The organism is Candidatus Pelagibacter sp. FZCC0015, assembly GCF_007833635.1.
In the GTDB taxonomy this organism is placed as follows: Bacteria; Pseudomonadota; Alphaproteobacteria; order Pelagibacterales; family Pelagibacteraceae; genus Pelagibacter.
This window is the reverse complement of record NZ_CP031125.1, coordinates 544,440-562,567: the sequence shown is the minus strand read 5'-3', so window position 1 is coordinate 562,567 and position 18,128 is coordinate 544,440. Positions and strand designations below refer to the sequence as shown.

Genomic DNA, 18,128 nt, shown 5'->3' with positions numbered 1-18,128 from the left:
AAATTTATTTCTTACTTGTATTAAGATTGTACAATTATTAAAAACTATTTGAATGAGCAAAAAACCCTTAATTCTTGGAATAGAATCTAGCTGTGATGAAACTGCAGCTTCTTTAATAACTGAAAATGAAGAGGGATTCCCGGTAGTTTTGTCTAATATTGTTTCTAGTCAAGTGGAGGTTCATAAGGAGTTTGGTGGTGTAGTTCCAGAACTAGCAGCTCGTTCACACATTGAAAAAATTGATTGGATTGTCAAAAAAGCTATAGATAAGAGTGGGAGAAAAATTGAAGAAATAGATGCAGTTGCTTCTACCGCTGGCCCTGGATTAATTGTTTGTCTATCAGTTGGATTAAGTTTTGGTAAAGCTTTTGCAACAGCAATGAATAAACCTTTTATTGCTGTTAATCATTTAGAGGGACATGCTTTAAGTCCAAAACTAAATTCAAATTTAAATTATCCATATTTACTTCTTTTAATTTCAGGTGGGCACTCACAATATTTAAGTGTTCAAAATCTTGGAAAATATAAAAGATTAGGAACAACTATTGATGATGCATTAGGTGAGGCGTTTGACAAAACGGCAAAACTTTTAGGAATAAAATTTCCAGGAGGACCTCAAATAGAAATTTTAGCTGAAAAAGGTGATCCAGAAAAATATGATTTACCAAAACCAATTTTCAGCAAAGGAGGATGCAATCTTTCTTTTGCAGGTCTAAAAACTGCTGTGTTGAAGATAAGCAAAACAATTAAATCAGAACAAGATAAATATGATCTTGCAGCATCTTTTCAAAAAACAATTGAGGAAATATTATATAAAAAAACAAAAATTGCCTTTACTGAATTTGAAAAAATAAATGAATTAAATGAAAAAATTTTCGTTGTTGCTGGAGGAGTTGCGGCAAATAAAAAAATTAGGTCAATGTTACTTAATCTATGTGAAGAAAATAATTATAAAAGTATTTTTCCTCCTGTAGAGTTTTGTGGAGATAATGCAGCAATGATTGCAATGGTAGGTTTGGAAAAATTTAAAATAAATCAATTTAATAATTTAGATTATCCAGCAAAACCTAGATGGCCTTTAGATGAAGATGCAGCTTTTCTCAAAGGTGCTGGAGTTCAATTGTAATGCAATATTGGTTGATGAAATCTGAACCAGATGTTTGGTCGATTGATCAGCAAAAAAAAGCTGGGATTAAAGGTGCACCTTGGGATGGTGTCAGAAATTATCAAGCTGCAAAAAATTTAAAAAGTATGAGGAAAGGAGATTTATGTTTTTTTTATCATTCAAACATAGGAAAAGAGATAGTTGGAATAGTAAAAGTTATTAAAGAATCTTATATAGATAAAACAGACAAGACAGGGAGATTTGTTGCCGTTACTGTTCAATTTAAGTCTAAATTTTCAAAGCCTATAACGCTCGAAAATATTAAAAAAAATAAGGATTTAAGCCATTTAGCTCTGATAAAGCAAAGTAGGCTTTCTGTAATGCCAGTTGATTATAAAAGCTGGAAAATTATAAATAACATGAGTAAGATTTAAAAAAAAAATTATCTCATGCCAAAGAAAAAAAAGAAAAAAAGCAAAGTAAGAAAAAAAAGAACTAAGGTTAGAAAAAAAACCTCAAAAAAAGTTAAGAAAAGATCTAAAGTCAGAAAAAAGTCCCCTAAAAAGGTAAAAAAAAGATCTAAAGCAATAAAAGAGAATGGAAGTGCGCCTCCTGAAATTGTTATTAAAACAAAACCAGAATGGATTAAAAGCAGCTTAGCAAACAAAAGTAAGTACCAACAAAAATATTCTCAATCTATAAAGAGTAATGATGAGTTTTGGAGAAAAGAAGGAAAAAGAATTACATGGATCAAACCTTATAAAAAAATTAAAGATGTAAAATACAGTACTAAAGAAGTCAAAATTAAATGGTTTGAAGATGGTACTTTAAATGCTTCAGCAAATTGTATTGATAGACATTTAAAAGATAAAAAAGATAAAACTGCAATTATTTGGGTGGGAGATGATCCAAAAGATAGTCAAAAAATTTCTTATAAACAACTTCACCAAAAAGTTTCGAAAGCAGCAAACGGTTTGAAAAAATTAGGAATTAAAAAAGGAGATCGAGTAACAATTTATTTAACAATGATACCAGAGTTAGCAATTTTAATGTTAGCTTGTGTAAGAATTGGTGCAGTCCATTCAATTATTTTTGGAGGTTTTTCAGCAGACTCTATTTCTGGAAGAGTGAATGATTGCGAGTCTGAGTATATTATAACTGCAGATGAAGGCGTTAGAGGTGGAAAAATGATTCCACTTAAAGATACTGTTGATGAAGCTCTTATGAGTTGTCCAAACGTTAAAAAATGTATTGTTGTTAAACGTACAGGCAACTACATCAACTGGGATCAAAGTAGAGATGTTTGGTACCATGATTTAATCAAAGACGTTCCTAACCACTGTGAACCAGAGGAAATGAACGCTGAAGATCCTTTGTTTATTTTATATACTTCAGGTTCTACAGGCAAACCTAAAGGAGTTCTTCACACGACGGGTGGTTATATGGTTTACGCATCGATGACTCATCAATATATTTTTAATTACAAACCAAAGGATATTTATTGGTGCACTGCTGACATTGGGTGGGTAACCGGACATAGTTATATTATTTATGGACCCCTAGCGAATGGAGCTACTACTATCATGTTTGAGGGAATTCCAAATTATCCTGATAGTTCTAGGTGGTGGCAAATAGTTGACAAATACAAAGTAAATACTTTCTACACAGCTCCAACAGCAATAAGAGCTTTGATGCGTGAAGGAGATAAACCAGTTAAAAAAACCTCTAGAAAATCACTTAAGCTTTTAGGAACGGTGGGAGAACCCATAAATCCAGAGGCTTGGATGTGGTACTATAAAACTGTTGGTAATTCTAAATGCCCAATTGTAGACACTTGGTGGCAAACAGAAACTGGAGGCATAATGATCGCTCCACAAACAGGGGCTATTCCTCTGAAACCTGGTTCTGCAACAAAACCTTTCTATGGAATTAAGCCTGTACTTGTTGATAAAAACGGTAAAGAGATAAAAGGCGCCGGTGAAGGAAGACTTTGCATAGCACAATCATGGCCTGGACAGATGAGAACAGTATATGGAGATCATCAAAGATTTATCGATACATATTTTTCTCAATTCAATGGAAAATATTTTACTGGTGATGGATGTAGAAGAGATAAAGATGGTTATTACTGGATCACAGGTCGTGTAGATGATGTAATTATTGTTTCAGGACATAACCTAGGAACTGCTGAAATTGAGAGTGCATTTGTTGCACATCCAAAAGTAGCTGAGGCCGCTGTAGTTGGTTACCCTCATGACATTAAAGGTAATGGTTTATATTGTTATGTTACTTTAAACGCTGGTGAAACCGAAACTGGTGAACTCGAGAGAGATCTTAAGCTTTGGGTAAGAAAGCAAATAGGACCTCTAGCAACTCCAGATCTTATTCATTTTACTCCAGGACTTCCAAAAACAAGATCTGGAAAAATAATGAGAAGAATTCTAAGAAAAATTGCTGCAAATGAACATGGTCAATTAGGTGATACGACAACTCTAGCTGACCCAAGTGTTGTAGATAGTTTAGTTGAAAATAGAAAAAATATTTAAAACTGAATTAAGTCATTAAACTCTTGTTTAATAACATCCCACTTTAAAATCATGGAGTTTAAAACAATCTTACGATCTAAAGTTTTTAATTCTTCTGCTATAGGAGCCCACTTATACAATGAAAGTGCACTAGGATTAAAAGGTAAGTCTTGATAATAAATATCCCAATTAATTTTCTCTAATCTTTCATCAAAATTTTTTCTAGCTTCTTCGATAATATCTAAAGGCATCTTGTTTGAGATTTCATCATCTAATATTTTATTAAACATTTCTTTTGCTTTTTGTATATCTTGAAAATTAAAATTTACCTTTAAATGTGAAAATGTATAAAATGTTAAATCTTGTAATGAGACGGAATAAATATTCCATTTCGCAAGATTAACAGAGGACATGAAGGCATCATTATCAAAATGAAGAACATATCTCGTTCCCATACGAGTTTTTAAATAATTATATAAAGTAACTTGAGTAACCCAAGCAGATTTTGTTTGAATAAATTGTTCAAGTTCATCTAAATTTTTAATTTTTTTTTTGGGAATGAACGCTTTAAACATAGCGAAGAAATATGTTTTTAAATCTTCAATTTTTAAATCTCTCCATGTTAATTTGTATTTTGCCATGTTTTTTATTGACTGCGCCAATTATATCTTAAAAAAGTAAGTAAATAAGTACCTAATATGATCAATTTTTAGGGTTTTCAAAGCTCTGATAATGGTTATGGTTTTACCCAGTTATAACTAAATAGAGAGGTATAAATGTCAAATCAACAAAAACACTGGGAAAAAACCAGGTCATTGTTATTTATAACATTGGCAATTTGGTTTGTTTTCTCAATTGGCATCTTTCTCTTTGGAGCTGAAATGAACGAGGTCACAGGACCTTTCGGTTATCCGTGGACATATTGGTTTACATGTCAGGGATCTCTTGGTGCTTTCGTAATCCTGATTTTCTGGTTTGCGAATAGACAAGAAAAAATCGATGAAGAGTTCGGCTTTAGCGAAAGAGAGGACGAATAATGATTAAAGGTAATTTTATAGACAACTTGCCTAGAGTTTACGGAATCTATACAGGAGGATTTATAGGTTTCATAATCATCATGGCAATTGCTGAACAGATGGGTATGTCGGCAAAAGCAATTGGTATTGCTTTTGTTGCATTTACTGTATTCATCTATGCATTAATTGGTTGGCTATCAAGAACAGCCCAAGCAGATGCGTATTACGTAGCTGGAAGGCAAGTACCAACAGTCTTCAACGGAATGGCGACTGCAGCAGACTGGATGTCTGGTGCTTCATTCGTTGCAATGGCGGGTGGTATTTACTTTAAAGGTTACGGTTATATGGCACTACTTGTAGGTTGGACTGGTGGTTACGTGCTTGTTGCATCTTTATTAGCACCATACTTAAGAAAATTTGGCTGTTATACAGTTCCAGATTTTATAGGTACTCGATACGGTGGTAATTTAGCTAGATTTAGCGCAGTGGTAGTTTTAACTGTTGCTTCATTTACTTATGTGACTGCACAAATTAACGCTACAGGTACTATTGCATCTGTTGCACTAGATATCCCATTCCAATACGCAGTTTATATTGGACTAATAAGTATTTTATTATGTTCAATGTTAGGTGGTATGAGAGGGGTAACTTGGACACAGGTTGCACAATACATCGTTCTAATCATAGCTTACTTACTTCCAGTATTCTGGATCAGTAACAAAATAGGTGCAGGTTTCTTTCCTCACTTTATGTTAGCTGATGAAGTAGCTAGAATTGCTGAGTTAGAGCAACAGTATGGATTTGTTAAAAATTCTGCTGCAGATTTAGCGAACGTACCTAAAGGCTTAGCAGGAATAACTAAAGCTCACTCTGCAGTTAACGCTACACCTTGGGCATTTATTTCATTAGCATTAGCGATGATGATGGGAACAGCTTCATTACCGCACGTGATGATGAGATATTTTACTACTCCAAGTGTAAAAGCAGCTAGAAAATCAGTAGGTTGGTCATTATTCTTTATCTTCCTACTTTACTCTTCTGCTCCAATGTTAGCTACATTATCTAAGTTATCATTGATCGACCCGAATTTACCAACTGGTATTATCGGTAAGACATTTGCAGAAGTGGAAGCGATAGATTGGTACCAAAACTGGAACCAAGCAAACCTATTGTTTATCAGCGACTTTAACGGAAATGGAACTGTTGAATTAAATGAGTTCTTCATGGGTGGTAAAGCCGTTGTATTAGCAACACCAGAGATAGCTGGATTACCTTATGTAATTTCAGGTCTAGTTGCTGCTGGAGGTATGGCAGCTGCCATGTCTACTGCAGATGGTTTGATTCTAGCGATTGCAAACGCTATATCACATGATGTTTATTACAAGATCATTGATCCAAAAGCGGAAACTGCAAAAAGACTACTTGTTGCAAGGGTATTACTTGTAGTAATTGGTTTTGCTGGAGCAACTATTGCAGCAATGGAAATTCAAGGAATCTTAGGTTCGGTTATATGGGCTTTTGATTTTGCGATGTCTGGATTGTTCTTCCCACTTGTACTTGGTGTATGGTGGAAGAGAGCTAATAGACAAGGTGCGATTGCTGGTATGCTAGGAGGTCTAATCGCCGGTGCTTGGTACTTAGTTTGGGTACGAACTGGTGGAAGTGGATTCTTAGGAATTACTCAGTTAACATTTGGTATCTTCGGATCAGCTGTTAGTTTAGTTTTAATGGTAATAGTTAGTTTAATGACTGCAGAACCAGATAAAGCTACTCAAAAAATGGTTGATGAAGTACGTGTACCGAGTGGTAAAACAATTCTTGGTAAATCACACTAAATAATCTTTTAAAGGGGCGATTAATTTCGCCCCTTTTATTTCAATACATTTTCCAATATAAATTTTGAATGTCAGCAAATTTTCATCCTTTAGTTTATTTTATAGATTATGTACTTGGAGTAATAATGTGGACACTGATTGGAAGAGTGGCAATGAATATTTTTCAAAGAGAAGACTCTCAATTCTTTTTCATGAGAGTATTTGTAAAATACACCAATCCTTTAATAAAATTATTTAAACCAATAACTCCATCTTTTATTATTGGGCCATTAGTGCCTTTATATGTTGCTTGGTTTTTCTACATGATCAGATTTTATCTAATGCCTTGGATCTTAGGCTATTCAGTGATGGGAATGTTATCATTTCCTCTCGAGAGTGAAATTTCTAGACAAATTTATCAATTTTTTAATTCATTTAGATTTTAAAAATTGATACTAGTTAATCTAGCAATCAATGAAAAATATACAAATTTCTCCATCAATTTTATCAGCTGACTTCAGTCAGTTAGGGTCAGAAATAAAAAGACTTGAAGAAGGTGGGGCTGATATGATTCATGTGGATGTGATGGATGGTCATTTTGTTCCTAATTTAACAATAGGACCTCCAGTAATTAAAGCTCTTCGAAAACATTGTTCATTAATATTTGATGTTCATTTAATGATTTCACCAGTGTATAAATATATAGATGCTTATGCTGATGCAGGAGCAGATATTATTACTATTCATCCTGAGGCAACTGATAATTTAGAAAATTCAATTAAAAAAATAAAAGAAAAAAATAAAAAAGTTGGAGTTTCGCTTAATCCTGAATCTAAAATTGATTTAATATTAGATTTATTAGATCAAATAGATTTAGTGTTAATTATGAGTGTAAATCCTGGATTTGGCGGCCAAAAATTTATGCCAGAAGTTTTAGATAAAATTAAAGAATTAAAAAAAATAAGAGAGCAAAAAAATTTAGATTTTGACATAGAAATTGATGGTGGAATAAATTTTGATAATTGTAAAAGTGCAATTGATGCTGGTGCTAACATTCTTGTTTCCGGTACTACAGTGTTCAAAAGTAATGATGGAGATATAAAGAAAAATATTAATTTATTAAAATTAAAATAAGTTAATGATTAATACAAATTCCTTAGGCATTTTAGGTCAATTTTATTTAAATATAAGAGATAGTTTTAAATCAATATATCAAAATTCAAATTTTTACGAAAAAAAAATATCAAAAACTTTTGATAGTAGTTTTGAATATAAACCAAGTCCTCATTTGCTTTCGTCTATAATAAAATACCAAAATAAGAAATATAAAATTGAAGACTTTGCTATTGATTCAATTTGGCAAAATAATTTAAGCTCAAAAGATTATGAAAAATTAAATAATTTTTTTTGGTTTTTTAGCTTAGATTTAAAATCTTCAAAAAAAACAACACAAACAGTTATCAAAAACTGGATTTCAAATAATAGTAAATATCAAAAAAAAAGCTGGGAATTTGATTTAACAGCAAAAAGAATTATTTCATGGTTATCAAATCATCAACTCACTTACGAAGATAGTGACCAAGAATACAGATCCACTTTTGATTATATGATTCAAAAACAAACTAATCATTTGTTAAATGAAATCAAAAACTCAAAAGAAGTAGAAAATAAAATGATTGGGTGCGCTGCAATCATTTTAACTGGATTAGCATACAAAAATGAAAAACAATATATTGTAAATGGATTGAATTTATTAAAAAATATTATTAAATCTTCAATTGACAACCAGGGTTTTACAAAATCTAGAAATATCAGACAATTAATATTTTATTTAAAATACTTTATAATTATTAGAGAGTGGTTTAAAGAATCTCAGAGCTTAATACCTGAATATATTGATGAGACCATTTATTATTTGGGATCAAGTTATGCTTTCATTTGGCAAAATATAAAACAAGATGTTTTTTTTAATGGTAATTATTCTTCTGAAAATAAAGAATTTGATCAATATTTAAAAAGGTTTGGTTATACTTTTAAAAATCAAATCAATGAACTTGGTGGATATGCAATATTAAAAAATAAAAAAATAATTCTTGCTGCTGATATTGGATCTAGTCCTAGCAAAATGTTTTCTAACGACTATCAGGCTGGAGCTTTATCATTTGAAATATTTTCTAATGATAAAAAATTAATTTCTAATGCTGGTTACTATTCAGATAAAAATAATAAATTTAATAAATTATCAAGAAGTACAGCTTTACATTGTGCTTTAAGTATTGAGGATTATTCTTCTTGTAATTTTATTAAGCATCAAAAAAATTTGATTGTTGATAAAGGGCTAAAAGTATCAAAAAAAAATGTAGTTTTTGAAAATAATTATTGGAAAATATCAGGTACACATGATGGATATTTAATTAAATTTGGAACCATTTATGAGAGAGAGATTGAGTTCTACCCAGAACAAATGAAATTTGTTGGCTATGATAAATTATTTAGAAAAAGTTCAAATAAAGAAATTAAATTTGATATTAGATTTCATCTTGATCCAAACTCAAAAGTAATGAAAACACAAGATAACAAATCTATACTAATTGAAATAGATGAAGAAGGTTGGAAATTTAGTTGTGATAACTTTGATATTAATATTGATAATGGTTTATATTTCGGTAATAAAAATTCATATAAACAAAACCAAAATATTTTTATATCAGGTATGAACAACGAAAAAGAGCAGTTAATTAAGTGGGAAATAAGTAAGTTGTAATGAAGAAAAAAATTAAAACAGCTCTTATATCTGTATCTGACAAAACAAACTTAAAACCATTATTAAATATTTTAAAAAAGAACAAAATTAAAATAATTAGCTCGGGTGGTACTTATAAAGAGATTAAAAGATTAAAATTTAATTGTTTAGAAGTATCTGATTTTACTAATTCCCCTGAAATTTTGGAGGGTAGAGTAAAAACTCTTCATCCAAAAATCCATGCTGGAATTTTAAATAAAAGAAAAAAAAAATCTCACTTAAAAGATCTTAAAGATAATAATTTTGAGAATATTGATTTAGTCATAGTTAATTTTTATCCATTTGAGAACACTCTAAAAAAAACAAATAATCATCAAAAAATAATAGAAAATATAGATGTAGGTGGTCCTACTATGGTTAGATCTGCAGCAAAAAACTATAATGATGTAGCTGTAATAACGTCTTCAGATCAATATGAGGAATTAATTCAAGAACTAAAAAAATTCAAAGGATCTACTTCCTTAAGTTTTAGGGAAAAGCTATCAAGGATAGCTTTTACTGAAACAGCTTATTATGACTCCGTTATTTCTGACTATTTTAATAAAAAAACAAATACTATTTTTCCTAAGAAAAAAGTATTCTATGGAAATCTCACAGAAAAACTTAGATACGGAGAAAATCCTCATCAACAAAGTGCAATCTATTCAATTAGTTCGAGTACAAATTTAAAACAAATTCATGGAAAACAACTTAGTTACAACAATTATAATGATATATTTAGTGCTCTAACAATTTCAAGATCTTTACCAAAAGGCAGAGGAACAGTCATAGTTAAACATACAAATCCATGTGGAGTTTCAACTAAATATGACAATTTAGAAAGTTATAAATCAGCTCTTTCTTGTGACCCTTTAAGTGCCTTTGGAGGAATAGTTTCTTGTAATTTTAAAATTACAATAAATTTAGCTAAAGAGTTAAATAAATTATTTTTAGAAGTCATAATTGCAAATGGTTTTGATAGTAATGCTCTCAAAATATTAAAAACTAAAAAAAACCTAAGATTAATTGATGGAACAAATTATACATCAAAAGAACTTCATAAATTTATATCATTTAATCGAGCTATAATGATTCAATCAGAGGATTTAAACTTATTTTCAAAAAAAAATTTTAAAATTGTATCAAAAAGAAAACCAACATCAAAACAACTTAAGGATCTAATTTTTGCTTTTAATGTATGCAGATATGTGAAATCAAATGCAATAGTTTTAGCATCAAACGAAACAACTGTTGGTATTGGATCTGGTCAACCAAGTAGATTAGACAGTTGTCAAATAGCAATAAATAAAATGAAAAAATTTAATCTTGAAACTGATAATTTGGTTGCAGCCTCAGATGCTTTTTTTCCATTTGTAGATGGTATTGAAAAATTAGTACAATCAGGTGTTAAAGCGGTTGTTCAACCATCTGGATCAATAAGAGATAAAGAAATAATTAATTTTGCAAATGAAACAGATACAGTGCTTGTTTTTTCAAAGACAAGACACTTTAGACATTAGATATCTGGTCTATTTTTGCCGCAAGAATAAAATCGCTCTCCGCAAGACCTTTAATTGCATGCGTGTATATTTTAATTCTCGCATAACCCCATCCGAACCATAAATCAGGGTGATGACCTTCAGACTCAGCTATTTCTCCAACTTTATTTACAAATTCTTGACTGTCTAAAAAATTATCAAATTTGAAACTTTTTATTAAATGAAAACCATCAATTTTATCTTCTAAAACTTCCCAACCATCAACCTTTTTTAGATATTTGTGTATTTCACCAGCATTAAAGGGTGGGATATTTCCTTCACATGGAACACATTTTTTACTTGCTAAATCACTCATAAATTTTTTGGAGCGGGCAAAGGGGGTCGAACCCTCGACCTTCTCGTTGGCAACGAGACGCTCTACCACTGAGCTATGCCCGCTTATTTAAAATTATTATAAATAGAGGCTTTTAGAATTGCAAGCAATATAAAAAAATTGAAATAAGTGATAAATTATATTTAAAAAAGATATGAAAAACAAATATCCAGAAATAATAAAACTTATTAAAAATAATAAATTTAAAGAATCTTTAACTTTAATTAATAATATTGGCAATCATCAAAGTGATTTTGATTTAGTCTGTCTAAAAGGTTTTATTTATTTAAATTTAAAAGAATTTAAGAAGTCATTTGAAGCATATTCAATAGCAATTAAAATTAACAATAATTCATTTATGTGTTTTAATGCAAGAGGATCAGCATCATTCGAACTTGGTAATTTTAATGATGCTATTAAAGATTTTAAAAAAGCCTTAACAATAAATAATAAATTTTTGGAAACTTATGAAAATATAGGTAAATGTTATTCAAATTTAGGAGAAAATTTATCAGCATTAAAATATTATAAATTAGCTTTGGATTTAAACCCAAATGACAATAAATTAATAGAAATAATAACTGAAAAGCTAAACCAAACAAATATTAGTAACGTCGATCAAAATAAAATTATTGAAACCGATCTCGCTATTAAAAATTCAAAATATAATTTTTTTTTAAAAAAAAAAATTGAAGACAATGATATTATAAATTTATTTAATGAAGCTAATAATATAATTAATAAAAACTTTCACAATTTATTTTTTACACAAACTCAAATATTCAGAAGAAATGATTTAAATTTAAATTGTGATAGACATTTTTCTGTATTTAAAACATATGAGATTATTCCTGAATTTTGTTTCTCTTGTATAAAAGTTACGATTAATTTAGAAAATGTTATTGATTTAATAAAACTGTTTATAATTTTTGATAATATTTTATTACCAAATAATAATTTAAGAAAATGTATGATTGATCTAAGATCTAATTCTAAATCAAATTACAAAGGTTTTATTTATTGTAGATCAATTGAGGAGGCAAAAATTGTAAAAAATAATGTAGATGAAATTATCAAATTTTCAATTTCGAAAAATTTATCAGCAAATATTAAGAGGGGTTGTTCAGAATTTAATAAAAAATATCCAGGTTACGAAAATGCAGAACAAACTCATATAAAATATAATCCTGATTGGAAAAATTATGAACAAATTGTAGATTCAAAATTTCCAAAATTTAACCTAATGAAAAAAAAACAAAACACTAATAAAGGAATTGGATTTAACGATATAATGATTATTCGAAACTGGTTATTTTTTGCAAATTTAACGAAAGATCAAACTTATGAGAAATTTGATCATAAATTTACAATTAATAATAATCTAAAAAAAATAATTCAGGTTAACAAACTCTCCTAATAAAAATATTTTTAAAAATAAGTGATTTTATTATATAATCATTAATAATGAACAAAATTGATCTGCCAAAACAAATTCCAGTATTTCCATTAAGTAACTTCATTATTTTTCCCAAAACTTCAGTTCCGCTGAATATTTTTGAGCCTAGATATATTGACATGATTGACGATTGCATGAGGTCAAATAAATTAATTGGAATGATTCAACCAAAAACTTCAGCCGATACTTTTCATATTCCTGAACTTCATAATGTTGGATGTATGGGTAAAATAACTTCTTTTAAAGAAACTGAAGATGGACGATATTTGATTGAACTGAGAGGTCTTATAAGATTTGAAAAAAAGAAAGAATTGCAAGTTAAAAAAAAATATAGAATTTTTGAAGTAAATTTTGATAACTTTAATAAAGATCTTAATAATGAAAAAGAAGATTTAAAATTTTCTGACCTTGAACTTATTTTTAAAGATTTAAAATATCTTTTTGAAAAAAAGGGTTTTATTATTAATTGGAAAGCTTTAGAAAAACAAAGTTTAGATGAAACGATTAATGCTCTTGCAATGGCATCTCCTTTTTCCTTAGAAGAAAAACAAATGCTATTAGAGGCTCAAAATCTAAATGAAAGAAAAAATAATATTGCCGAAATTTTAAGCACATATACTTACGATGAATTTAACAACAACACCCTCCAATAAATTATATAGATAATCCCTCATCTGCAATTCTAGTAAAGATCTTATTAATGAATGGTTTTTTACCAAAAAAGTGAATTGACTTACCTACAAAATCAACATTTGTTTTTCTCTCTAACTTGAAAAGTTCATTTATAAGATCAATTCCATTTGAAAATAAAAAATTTTTATGTTTTATTTTCTTTTCAAACTCTGAATTTACAGAATCATCAATAGGTAAACCTAATTCACGTTTTTTTTTAATAATTTCTAAAAGAATTTTAATATCGCGAAGCGTCATGTTAAAGCCTTGACCTGCTAGTGGATGAATTCGATGTAATAAATCACCAAATGCAAGTATATTTTTATTATAATATGATCTTAAATTTATTGATTTTAACTCAAATGATTTAGATTTTTCTATTTTTTTTATTTTATATTTTACATTATATTTATTAATCAAATCATTAATATTTTCATTTTTTCTTTTAGAATTTGAATCTAAAGAATACACAATCGAAGTTTCTCTGTTAGAAATCGGAAGAAAAGCCAAAGGCCCTTGTTTAGTAAAAATTTGAGAAGCTACATTATTTTTTATTTTATCGTGTTTGATAATTGTTGTATATGCAAGACTATTATATTTTTTAATAATCTTTTTACTAAAATATTTTCTACTGATACTATTTGAAAAATCAGTATTTATTACAAGTTCATATTTTTTTTTAAATTTAATTTTTTTTTGAAAATTTTTTTTTTTAAAATAATTATTTTGATTTAAACTTTTTTCTAAACGCTCATAAAATTTATAATTTTTTACGATAGAAAAGAGCTCCTTATTATTATTTTTAAATTCTATTAATGTTTGATCTTTAAAATTTTCACTAAAAATTTCAATTTTTTTTAATTTCCAAATAATTTTTTCAATATTGATTATATTTTTATTTAAAAAATCAATATTGCTTTTAGTAATTCCAATTGTTCTAGATTTATCTATTAAGAGATTTTTTTTTTGAGCTAACAAATCTACATAAATGTTTTGATTTACTAATGCTTTAGCCAATGTAAGGCTCGATAAACCAGTTCCAAGAATACAAACTCTCATATTATTTTTAATTTTAACAATAAAAATTAGATGATACAAAGTGGTAAAATTGATTCATACATATGGATATTAAAAAAACAGCTAATTTATTCATTAATTTTTTAATTAAAAGACTAGCAGAAATTTTTGGAACAATTGTTTTTAGTGGAGGCTGTTTATTATTAATTGCATTGCTAACCTACTCACCTGAGGATCCTAATTTTATATTTCCAGATAACACAGAAATTAGAAATACTTTAGGATTTCATGGAAGTTTTGTTTCTGATTTATTTTTTCAATCAGTGGGTTTAGTTGCATATTTAATTTCACTTACATTTATTTTTACCGGGATAAATATTATTAGACATAAAGAGTTTTTTTTAATAATTGAAAATACGTTTTTTATTATTCTTTACTCATTATTTGGGGCTCTCTTCTTTGCTAATTTTTATTCTAATGCTTTTACTCTTTATATAAATGGGAATGGAGGTTTCGTAGGATCATTTTTAAATGAAACTTTCCTTAATTCATTGATAGAAATTAATGCAACTTTATCTTACTACATGTTGATTGTTATTATTTTATTTGTATTTCTAATTAGTATCAACTTCAATCTAATTAAATTTTTTATATTTTTAAAAAAAATTTTAAAATTTTTAAATAAAAATAATGAAAAAAATTATACTAATAAAAATGAAATTATTAATGAATATATACCTCAAGAAGAAATTAAAAATTTAATTCAAGGAGATTTACCTTTTATCAAGACGGAAAATAAAAACACAGTCAAAACTACTTTTAAATTGCCAAGTGTTGACTTGTTAAAAATCCCTTCAAAAAACGAAAGGGGAAATTTAAAAGAAAATGAAATATATGATTCAGAGTTTTTAGAAAAAATACTTTTAGATTTTGGTGTGAGTGGAAATATTAAAAAAGTAAGCCACGGTCCAGTTGTTACTTTAAATGAATTTGAGCCAGCTGCAGGAGTAAAAGTTTCTAAAATTATTAATTTATCAGACGATATAGCTAGAAATACAAGTTCAGAATCTGCAAGAATTGCAACAATACCAGGTAGAAATACTGTTGGAATTGAACTTCCTAATAATGCCAGAGAAAATGTTTATTTAAGTGAAATTTTAAAAAACCAAGATTTTAAAAAAAGAGAGATAAAATTACCCATAGCGTTAGGCAAAAGTATATCTGGTATACCTGTGGTTGGAGATTTATCTTCGATGCCTCACTTGCTTATAGCTGGGACTACTGGATCAGGTAAATCTGTTTGTATAAATACTATTATTTTATCACTTCTATACAGGCACACACCAGACAAATGTAAATTTATTTTAATTGATCCTAAAATGCTTGAGCTTTCAACGTATGAAGGAATACCTCACTTGCTATGTCCTGTAATAACAGAAGCTAAAAAGGCTGCATCTGTTCTTGGTTGGGTAGTTAAAGAAATGGAGAGTAGATATAGATTAATGACAAAAGAAGGAGTGAGAAATATTGATGGATACAATTCAAAACACAAACTTCCAATGCCATACATAGTTGTTGTTGTCGATGAAATGTCTGATTTAATGTTAGTTGCTGGTAAAGAAATTGAAAATTACATACAAAAACTTTCACAAATGGCGAGGGCTGCTGGTATTCATATCATAATGGCCACTCAAAGGCCTAGTGTAGATGTAATTACAGGTACAATTAAAGCAAATTTTCCAACCAGAATATCATTTCAAGTAACATCAAAAATAGATAGCAGAACAATTCTAGGTGAACAAGGTGCAGAACAATTATTAGGAAAAGGAGACATGCTTTATATGTCGTCTGCGAACAGGATAGTCAGGATACACGCACCTTTTGTTTCAGATAATGAGATAGAAAAAATAAATAATTTCTTAAGATCGCAAGCGGAGCCAGATTATGTTGATGAAATACTAAACTTTGCTGATGAAAAAGAAATTGGCCATAATCAAAATATGGAAGATAAAGATGATTTATATAATCAGGCAGTAGAAATAATTAGGTCTGAGGGCAAAGCATCTACCTCCTTTCTTCAAAGAAAGCTTCAAATTGGCTACAATAGAGCTGCAAGAATGATTGATATGATGGAAGCAGATGGAATTGTAAGTAAAGCCAATCATGTTGGTAAAAGAGACGTTCTCTAATGTTTCGATATTTATTAGTTTTTTTTTTTCTTACTCTAACTTTTAATTCAAACGCTGAGATCAAAGATAAAATAATTAAAAATTTAAATAAGATCAATAATTTTGATTTTAAATTTGAACAAAACATAAACGGAGAGATGGCAAATGGAAATTGCATCATTGAATATCCAAAAAAAATTTTTTGCGAATATGCAAGAAGTAATAATAAAATACTAGTATCAAATGGAAAATCTTTAGTTGTAAAAACAAGAACAAGTTATTATAGATATCCTCTAGAAAAAACACCTTTAAATTTTATTTTAGATAAAAATTTTTTAATAAATAAGATTAATGAACTTGAAGAGAGAATTGTTGATAAAAATATTATTAACTTTACAATTATAGAAAAAGGTAATGAAATTAATATATTTTTTGACAATCAAACTTATGATTTAATTGGGTGGCAAAACAAAGACATTTATCAAAATTTTAATGTTACTTTTATTTCATCAATAAGGAAAAATAGAGTTCTTAAAAAAAACTTATTTAAAATTCCATCTCAAAACTAAATATTTAAAATTTCAGTTTTAAAAATTTTCATTCCTCTAGCAATATAATTGTTTAAAGCATTTTTATGATCTAAAGAACAAGTATGAACCCAAACACGATTAACTGTATTTTGAAAAGATTTTTTAATAGCTTCAGATAATAAATAGGAACCTAATTTTTTATTTTGATATTCCTCCAATATTCCAAAATAAGCAATTTCAGTCTCATTTTTTTCTGGATGAAAGATTAATTCAAAAAAACCTACTAAATCATCTTTAAATTTAAATACATACGATCTAACGCTCTTATTTGATACATAGTTAATCCACTTTTCTTCTGACCAAGACAATCTATCTATCCACCTATGATTTTTTCCAATAGTTTTATAAAAAAATTTATTTAATTGAAAATTAATTGGATCAATTAAACTTAAAGAATAATCTTCCGAGGGCTTATTTCCTTCAATGAGATCCTGAAGTGAGTTTATTTCTAAATAATTTCTTTTAACTTCTTCGGTCACTCAACCATTTTTCCTACTCGTTCGCCTCCAAATAGATGAAAGTGTAAATGAGGTACTTCTTGTCCTCCATCATTACTGATATTTGCTAAAGCTCTATAGCCCTGTCCTCCTTCTGTTGAAATACCAAGCTTTTTAGCAACTATATTAATACCTTTTAATAACCCAACCATCTCCTCTGGAGAGGCATTTAAACTAAAATCATCTAAGTCAATATATTTTCCTTTGGGAATAACCAAGGCATGAATTTTTTTTTGTGGATTGATATCATGAAATGACAAAACAAAATCATCCTCATAAATTTTATTACAAGGAATCTCTCCACGTAAAATTTTTGCAAAAATATTATTATCGTCGTAACTCATTTTTTTCTTTTTTCTAACTCCGACATTACTTCTTCAATTTTGATGTCATTTGCCTCAAGATACATTAGCAAATGGTAAAATACATCTGCTGCTTCATGGATCTTATTAGAATTTTCCTCCACAGCCTCAATCAATTCATTAACTTCCTCTAAAACTTTTGCCTTGCTTAATAATTTGTCAGTAAGCAGCTTATTAGTGTACGAACCTTCAACAGGCGAAGATTTTCTCTCTCGTGCAAGTTTGATTAAGTTTTCTAATGTATTAAGCATG

19 protein-coding genes and 1 tRNA gene are annotated in these 18,128 nt (G+C 28.6%); 13 read left to right on the top strand and 7 right to left on the bottom strand.

Features of this window, described 5'->3' with window-relative positions:
• Positions 1-52: 52 nt before the first annotated feature.
• From tsaD to acs, 3 genes are read left to right on the top strand one after another with little or no spacing between them, the layout of a single operon-like run.
• Entirely contained in the window at positions 53-1,126 is a 1,074-nt protein-coding gene (gene tsaD, locus DT059_RS02960; RefSeq protein ID WP_145596640.1) for a tRNA (adenosine(37)-N6)-threonylcarbamoyltransferase complex transferase subunit TsaD, read from the top strand.
• Positions 1,126-1,539, top strand: a complete 414-nt coding sequence (locus DT059_RS02955; protein ID WP_075504663.1) for an EVE domain-containing protein — start codon at positions 1,126-1,128, stop codon at positions 1,537-1,539. The genes tsaD and DT059_RS02955 overlap by 1 nt, the downstream gene beginning before the upstream one ends.
• A 15-nt stretch (positions 1,540-1,554) precedes the next feature.
• A complete protein-coding gene (gene acs / locus DT059_RS02950) occupies positions 1,555-3,651 on the top strand; it encodes an acetate--CoA ligase (protein ID WP_145596638.1) in 2,097 nt (698 codons plus the stop codon).
• On the opposite strand, the gene DT059_RS02945 is transcribed toward acs, so the two are convergent.
• Entirely contained in the window at positions 3,648-4,271 is a 624-nt protein-coding gene (locus DT059_RS02945; RefSeq protein ID WP_145596636.1) for an esterase, read from the bottom strand. The two genes, acs and DT059_RS02945, sit on opposite strands and share 4 nt — an antisense overlap.
• Positions 4,272-4,406: 135 nt before the next feature.
• Here DT059_RS02945 and DT059_RS02940 point away from each other — a divergent pair, with 135 nt between their 5' ends.
• The 6 genes from DT059_RS02940 (at position 4,407) to purH (ending at position 10,762) form a co-directional block, all read left to right on the top strand.
• The gene (locus DT059_RS02940) at positions 4,407-4,667 is read left to right on the top strand and encodes a DUF4212 domain-containing protein (RefSeq protein ID WP_023854562.1); all 261 of its coding nucleotides are present in this window, start codon (positions 4,407-4,409) and stop codon (positions 4,665-4,667) included.
• Positions 4,667-6,481: a sodium:solute symporter family protein gene (locus DT059_RS02935; RefSeq protein WP_145596634.1), complete on the top strand. Its 1,815-nt coding sequence runs from the start codon at positions 4,667-4,669 to the stop codon at positions 6,479-6,481. The genes DT059_RS02940 and DT059_RS02935 overlap by 1 nt, the downstream gene beginning before the upstream one ends.
• Positions 6,482-6,549: 68 nt before the next feature.
• Entirely contained in the window at positions 6,550-6,906 is a 357-nt protein-coding gene (locus tag DT059_RS02930; RefSeq protein WP_023854560.1) for a hypothetical protein, read from the top strand.
• A gap of 28 nt (positions 6,907-6,934) precedes the next feature.
• Complete coding sequence (rpe, locus tag DT059_RS02925; RefSeq protein ID WP_145596633.1) at positions 6,935-7,594, top strand: ribulose-phosphate 3-epimerase; 660 nt, start codon at positions 6,935-6,937, stop codon at positions 7,592-7,594.
• A 4-nt stretch (positions 7,595-7,598) separates the two neighbouring features.
• A complete protein-coding gene (locus tag DT059_RS02920; protein ID WP_145596631.1) occupies positions 7,599-9,224 on the top strand; it encodes a heparinase II/III family protein in 1,626 nt (541 codons plus the stop codon).
• Positions 9,224-10,762, top strand: a complete 1,539-nt coding sequence (purH, locus tag DT059_RS02915; protein ID WP_145596629.1) for a bifunctional phosphoribosylaminoimidazolecarboxamide formyltransferase/IMP cyclohydrolase — start codon at positions 9,224-9,226, stop codon at positions 10,760-10,762. Before DT059_RS02920 ends, purH begins: the two co-directional genes overlap by 1 nt.
• On the opposite strand, the gene DT059_RS02910 is transcribed toward purH, so the two are convergent.
• Positions 10,752-11,096: a 4a-hydroxytetrahydrobiopterin dehydratase gene (locus tag DT059_RS02910; RefSeq protein WP_145596627.1), complete on the bottom strand. Its 345-nt coding sequence runs from the start codon at positions 11,094-11,096 to the stop codon at positions 10,752-10,754. The genes purH and DT059_RS02910 overlap by 11 nt on opposite strands.
• A gap of 8 nt (positions 11,097-11,104) precedes the next feature.
• Positions 11,105-11,179 (bottom strand) — tRNA-Gly (locus DT059_RS02905).
• 89 nt (positions 11,180-11,268) lie between these two features.
• Here DT059_RS02905 and DT059_RS02900 point away from each other — a divergent pair.
• Positions 11,269-12,531, top strand: coding sequence for a tetratricopeptide repeat protein (locus tag DT059_RS02900; RefSeq protein ID WP_145596624.1), 1,263 nt, complete (start codon positions 11,269-11,271; stop codon positions 12,529-12,531).
• A 47-nt stretch (positions 12,532-12,578) separates the two neighbouring features.
• Positions 12,579-13,223: an LON peptidase substrate-binding domain-containing protein gene (locus DT059_RS02895; RefSeq protein ID WP_145596622.1), complete on the top strand. Its 645-nt coding sequence runs from the start codon at positions 12,579-12,581 to the stop codon at positions 13,221-13,223.
• 1 nt (position 13,224) lies between these two features.
• Here DT059_RS02895 and DT059_RS02890 read toward each other — a convergent pair whose 3' ends face one another.
• Entirely contained in the window at positions 13,225-14,340 is a 1,116-nt protein-coding gene (locus tag DT059_RS02890) for a ubiquinone biosynthesis protein UbiB (RefSeq protein WP_145596621.1), read from the bottom strand.
• Positions 14,341-14,363: 23 nt separating this feature from the next.
• On the opposite strand from DT059_RS02890, the gene DT059_RS02885 reads away from it, so the two are divergent.
• On the top strand, positions 14,364-16,448 hold the full coding sequence (locus tag DT059_RS02885) for a DNA translocase FtsK (protein ID WP_145596619.1): 2,085 nt from the start codon (positions 14,364-14,366) through the stop codon (positions 16,446-16,448).
• Positions 16,448-16,996: a LolA family protein gene (locus tag DT059_RS02880; RefSeq protein ID WP_145596617.1), complete on the top strand. Its 549-nt coding sequence runs from the start codon at positions 16,448-16,450 to the stop codon at positions 16,994-16,996. The genes DT059_RS02885 and DT059_RS02880 overlap by 1 nt, the downstream gene beginning before the upstream one ends.
• On the opposite strand, the gene DT059_RS02875 is transcribed toward DT059_RS02880, so the two are convergent.
• The 3 genes from DT059_RS02875 to hisE are packed head-to-tail and all read right to left on the bottom strand — an operon-like array spanning position 16,993 to position 18,127.
• Complete coding sequence (locus DT059_RS02875) at positions 16,993-17,496, bottom strand: GNAT family N-acetyltransferase (RefSeq protein WP_145596615.1); 504 nt, start codon at positions 17,494-17,496, stop codon at positions 16,993-16,995. The two genes, DT059_RS02880 and DT059_RS02875, sit on opposite strands and share 4 nt — an antisense overlap.
• The gene (locus DT059_RS02870; protein ID WP_145596613.1) at positions 17,493-17,858 is read right to left on the bottom strand and encodes an HIT domain-containing protein; all 366 of its coding nucleotides are present in this window, start codon (positions 17,856-17,858) and stop codon (positions 17,493-17,495) included. Before DT059_RS02870 ends, DT059_RS02875 begins: the two co-directional genes overlap by 4 nt.
• Entirely contained in the window at positions 17,855-18,127 is a 273-nt protein-coding gene (gene hisE, locus DT059_RS02865) for a phosphoribosyl-ATP diphosphatase (protein ID WP_145596611.1), read from the bottom strand. Before hisE ends, DT059_RS02870 begins: the two co-directional genes overlap by 4 nt.
• Position 18,128 lies beyond the last annotated feature (1 nt).

Coding starts and splice junctions, on each gene's coding strand:
- DT059_RS02880 (WP_145596617.1), top strand. CDS start 16,448: ATGTTTCGATATTTATTAGTTTTTTTTTTTCTTACTCTAACTTTTAAT.
- DT059_RS02910 (WP_145596627.1), bottom strand. CDS start 11,096: ATGAGTGATTTAGCAAGTAAAAAATGTGTTCCATGTGAAGGAAATATC.
- DT059_RS02870 (WP_145596613.1), bottom strand. CDS start 17,858: ATGAGTTACGACGATAATAATATTTTTGCAAAAATTTTACGTGGAGAG.
- DT059_RS02940 (WP_023854562.1), top strand. CDS start 4,407: ATGTCAAATCAACAAAAACACTGGGAAAAAACCAGGTCATTGTTATTT.
- tsaD (WP_145596640.1), top strand. CDS start 53: ATGAGCAAAAAACCCTTAATTCTTGGAATAGAATCTAGCTGTGATGAA.
- DT059_RS02945 (WP_145596636.1), bottom strand. CDS start 4,271: ATGGCAAAATACAAATTAACATGGAGAGATTTAAAAATTGAAGATTTA.
- DT059_RS02935 (WP_145596634.1), top strand. CDS start 4,667: ATGATTAAAGGTAATTTTATAGACAACTTGCCTAGAGTTTACGGAATC.
- DT059_RS02895 (WP_145596622.1), top strand. CDS start 12,579: ATGAACAAAATTGATCTGCCAAAACAAATTCCAGTATTTCCATTAAGT.
- acs (WP_145596638.1), top strand. CDS start 1,555: ATGCCAAAGAAAAAAAAGAAAAAAAGCAAAGTAAGAAAAAAAAGAACT.
- rpe (WP_145596633.1), top strand. CDS start 6,935: ATGAAAAATATACAAATTTCTCCATCAATTTTATCAGCTGACTTCAGT.
- DT059_RS02920 (WP_145596631.1), top strand. CDS start 7,599: ATGATTAATACAAATTCCTTAGGCATTTTAGGTCAATTTTATTTAAAT.
- DT059_RS02930 (WP_023854560.1), top strand. CDS start 6,550: ATGTCAGCAAATTTTCATCCTTTAGTTTATTTTATAGATTATGTACTT.
- hisE (WP_145596611.1), bottom strand. CDS start 18,127: ATGCTTAATACATTAGAAAACTTAATCAAACTTGCACGAGAGAGAAAA.
- DT059_RS02885 (WP_145596619.1), top strand. CDS start 14,364: ATGGATATTAAAAAAACAGCTAATTTATTCATTAATTTTTTAATTAAA.
- purH (WP_145596629.1), top strand. CDS start 9,224: ATGAAGAAAAAAATTAAAACAGCTCTTATATCTGTATCTGACAAAACA.
- DT059_RS02955 (WP_075504663.1), top strand. CDS start 1,126: ATGCAATATTGGTTGATGAAATCTGAACCAGATGTTTGGTCGATTGAT.
- DT059_RS02900 (WP_145596624.1), top strand. CDS start 11,269: ATGAAAAACAAATATCCAGAAATAATAAAACTTATTAAAAATAATAAA.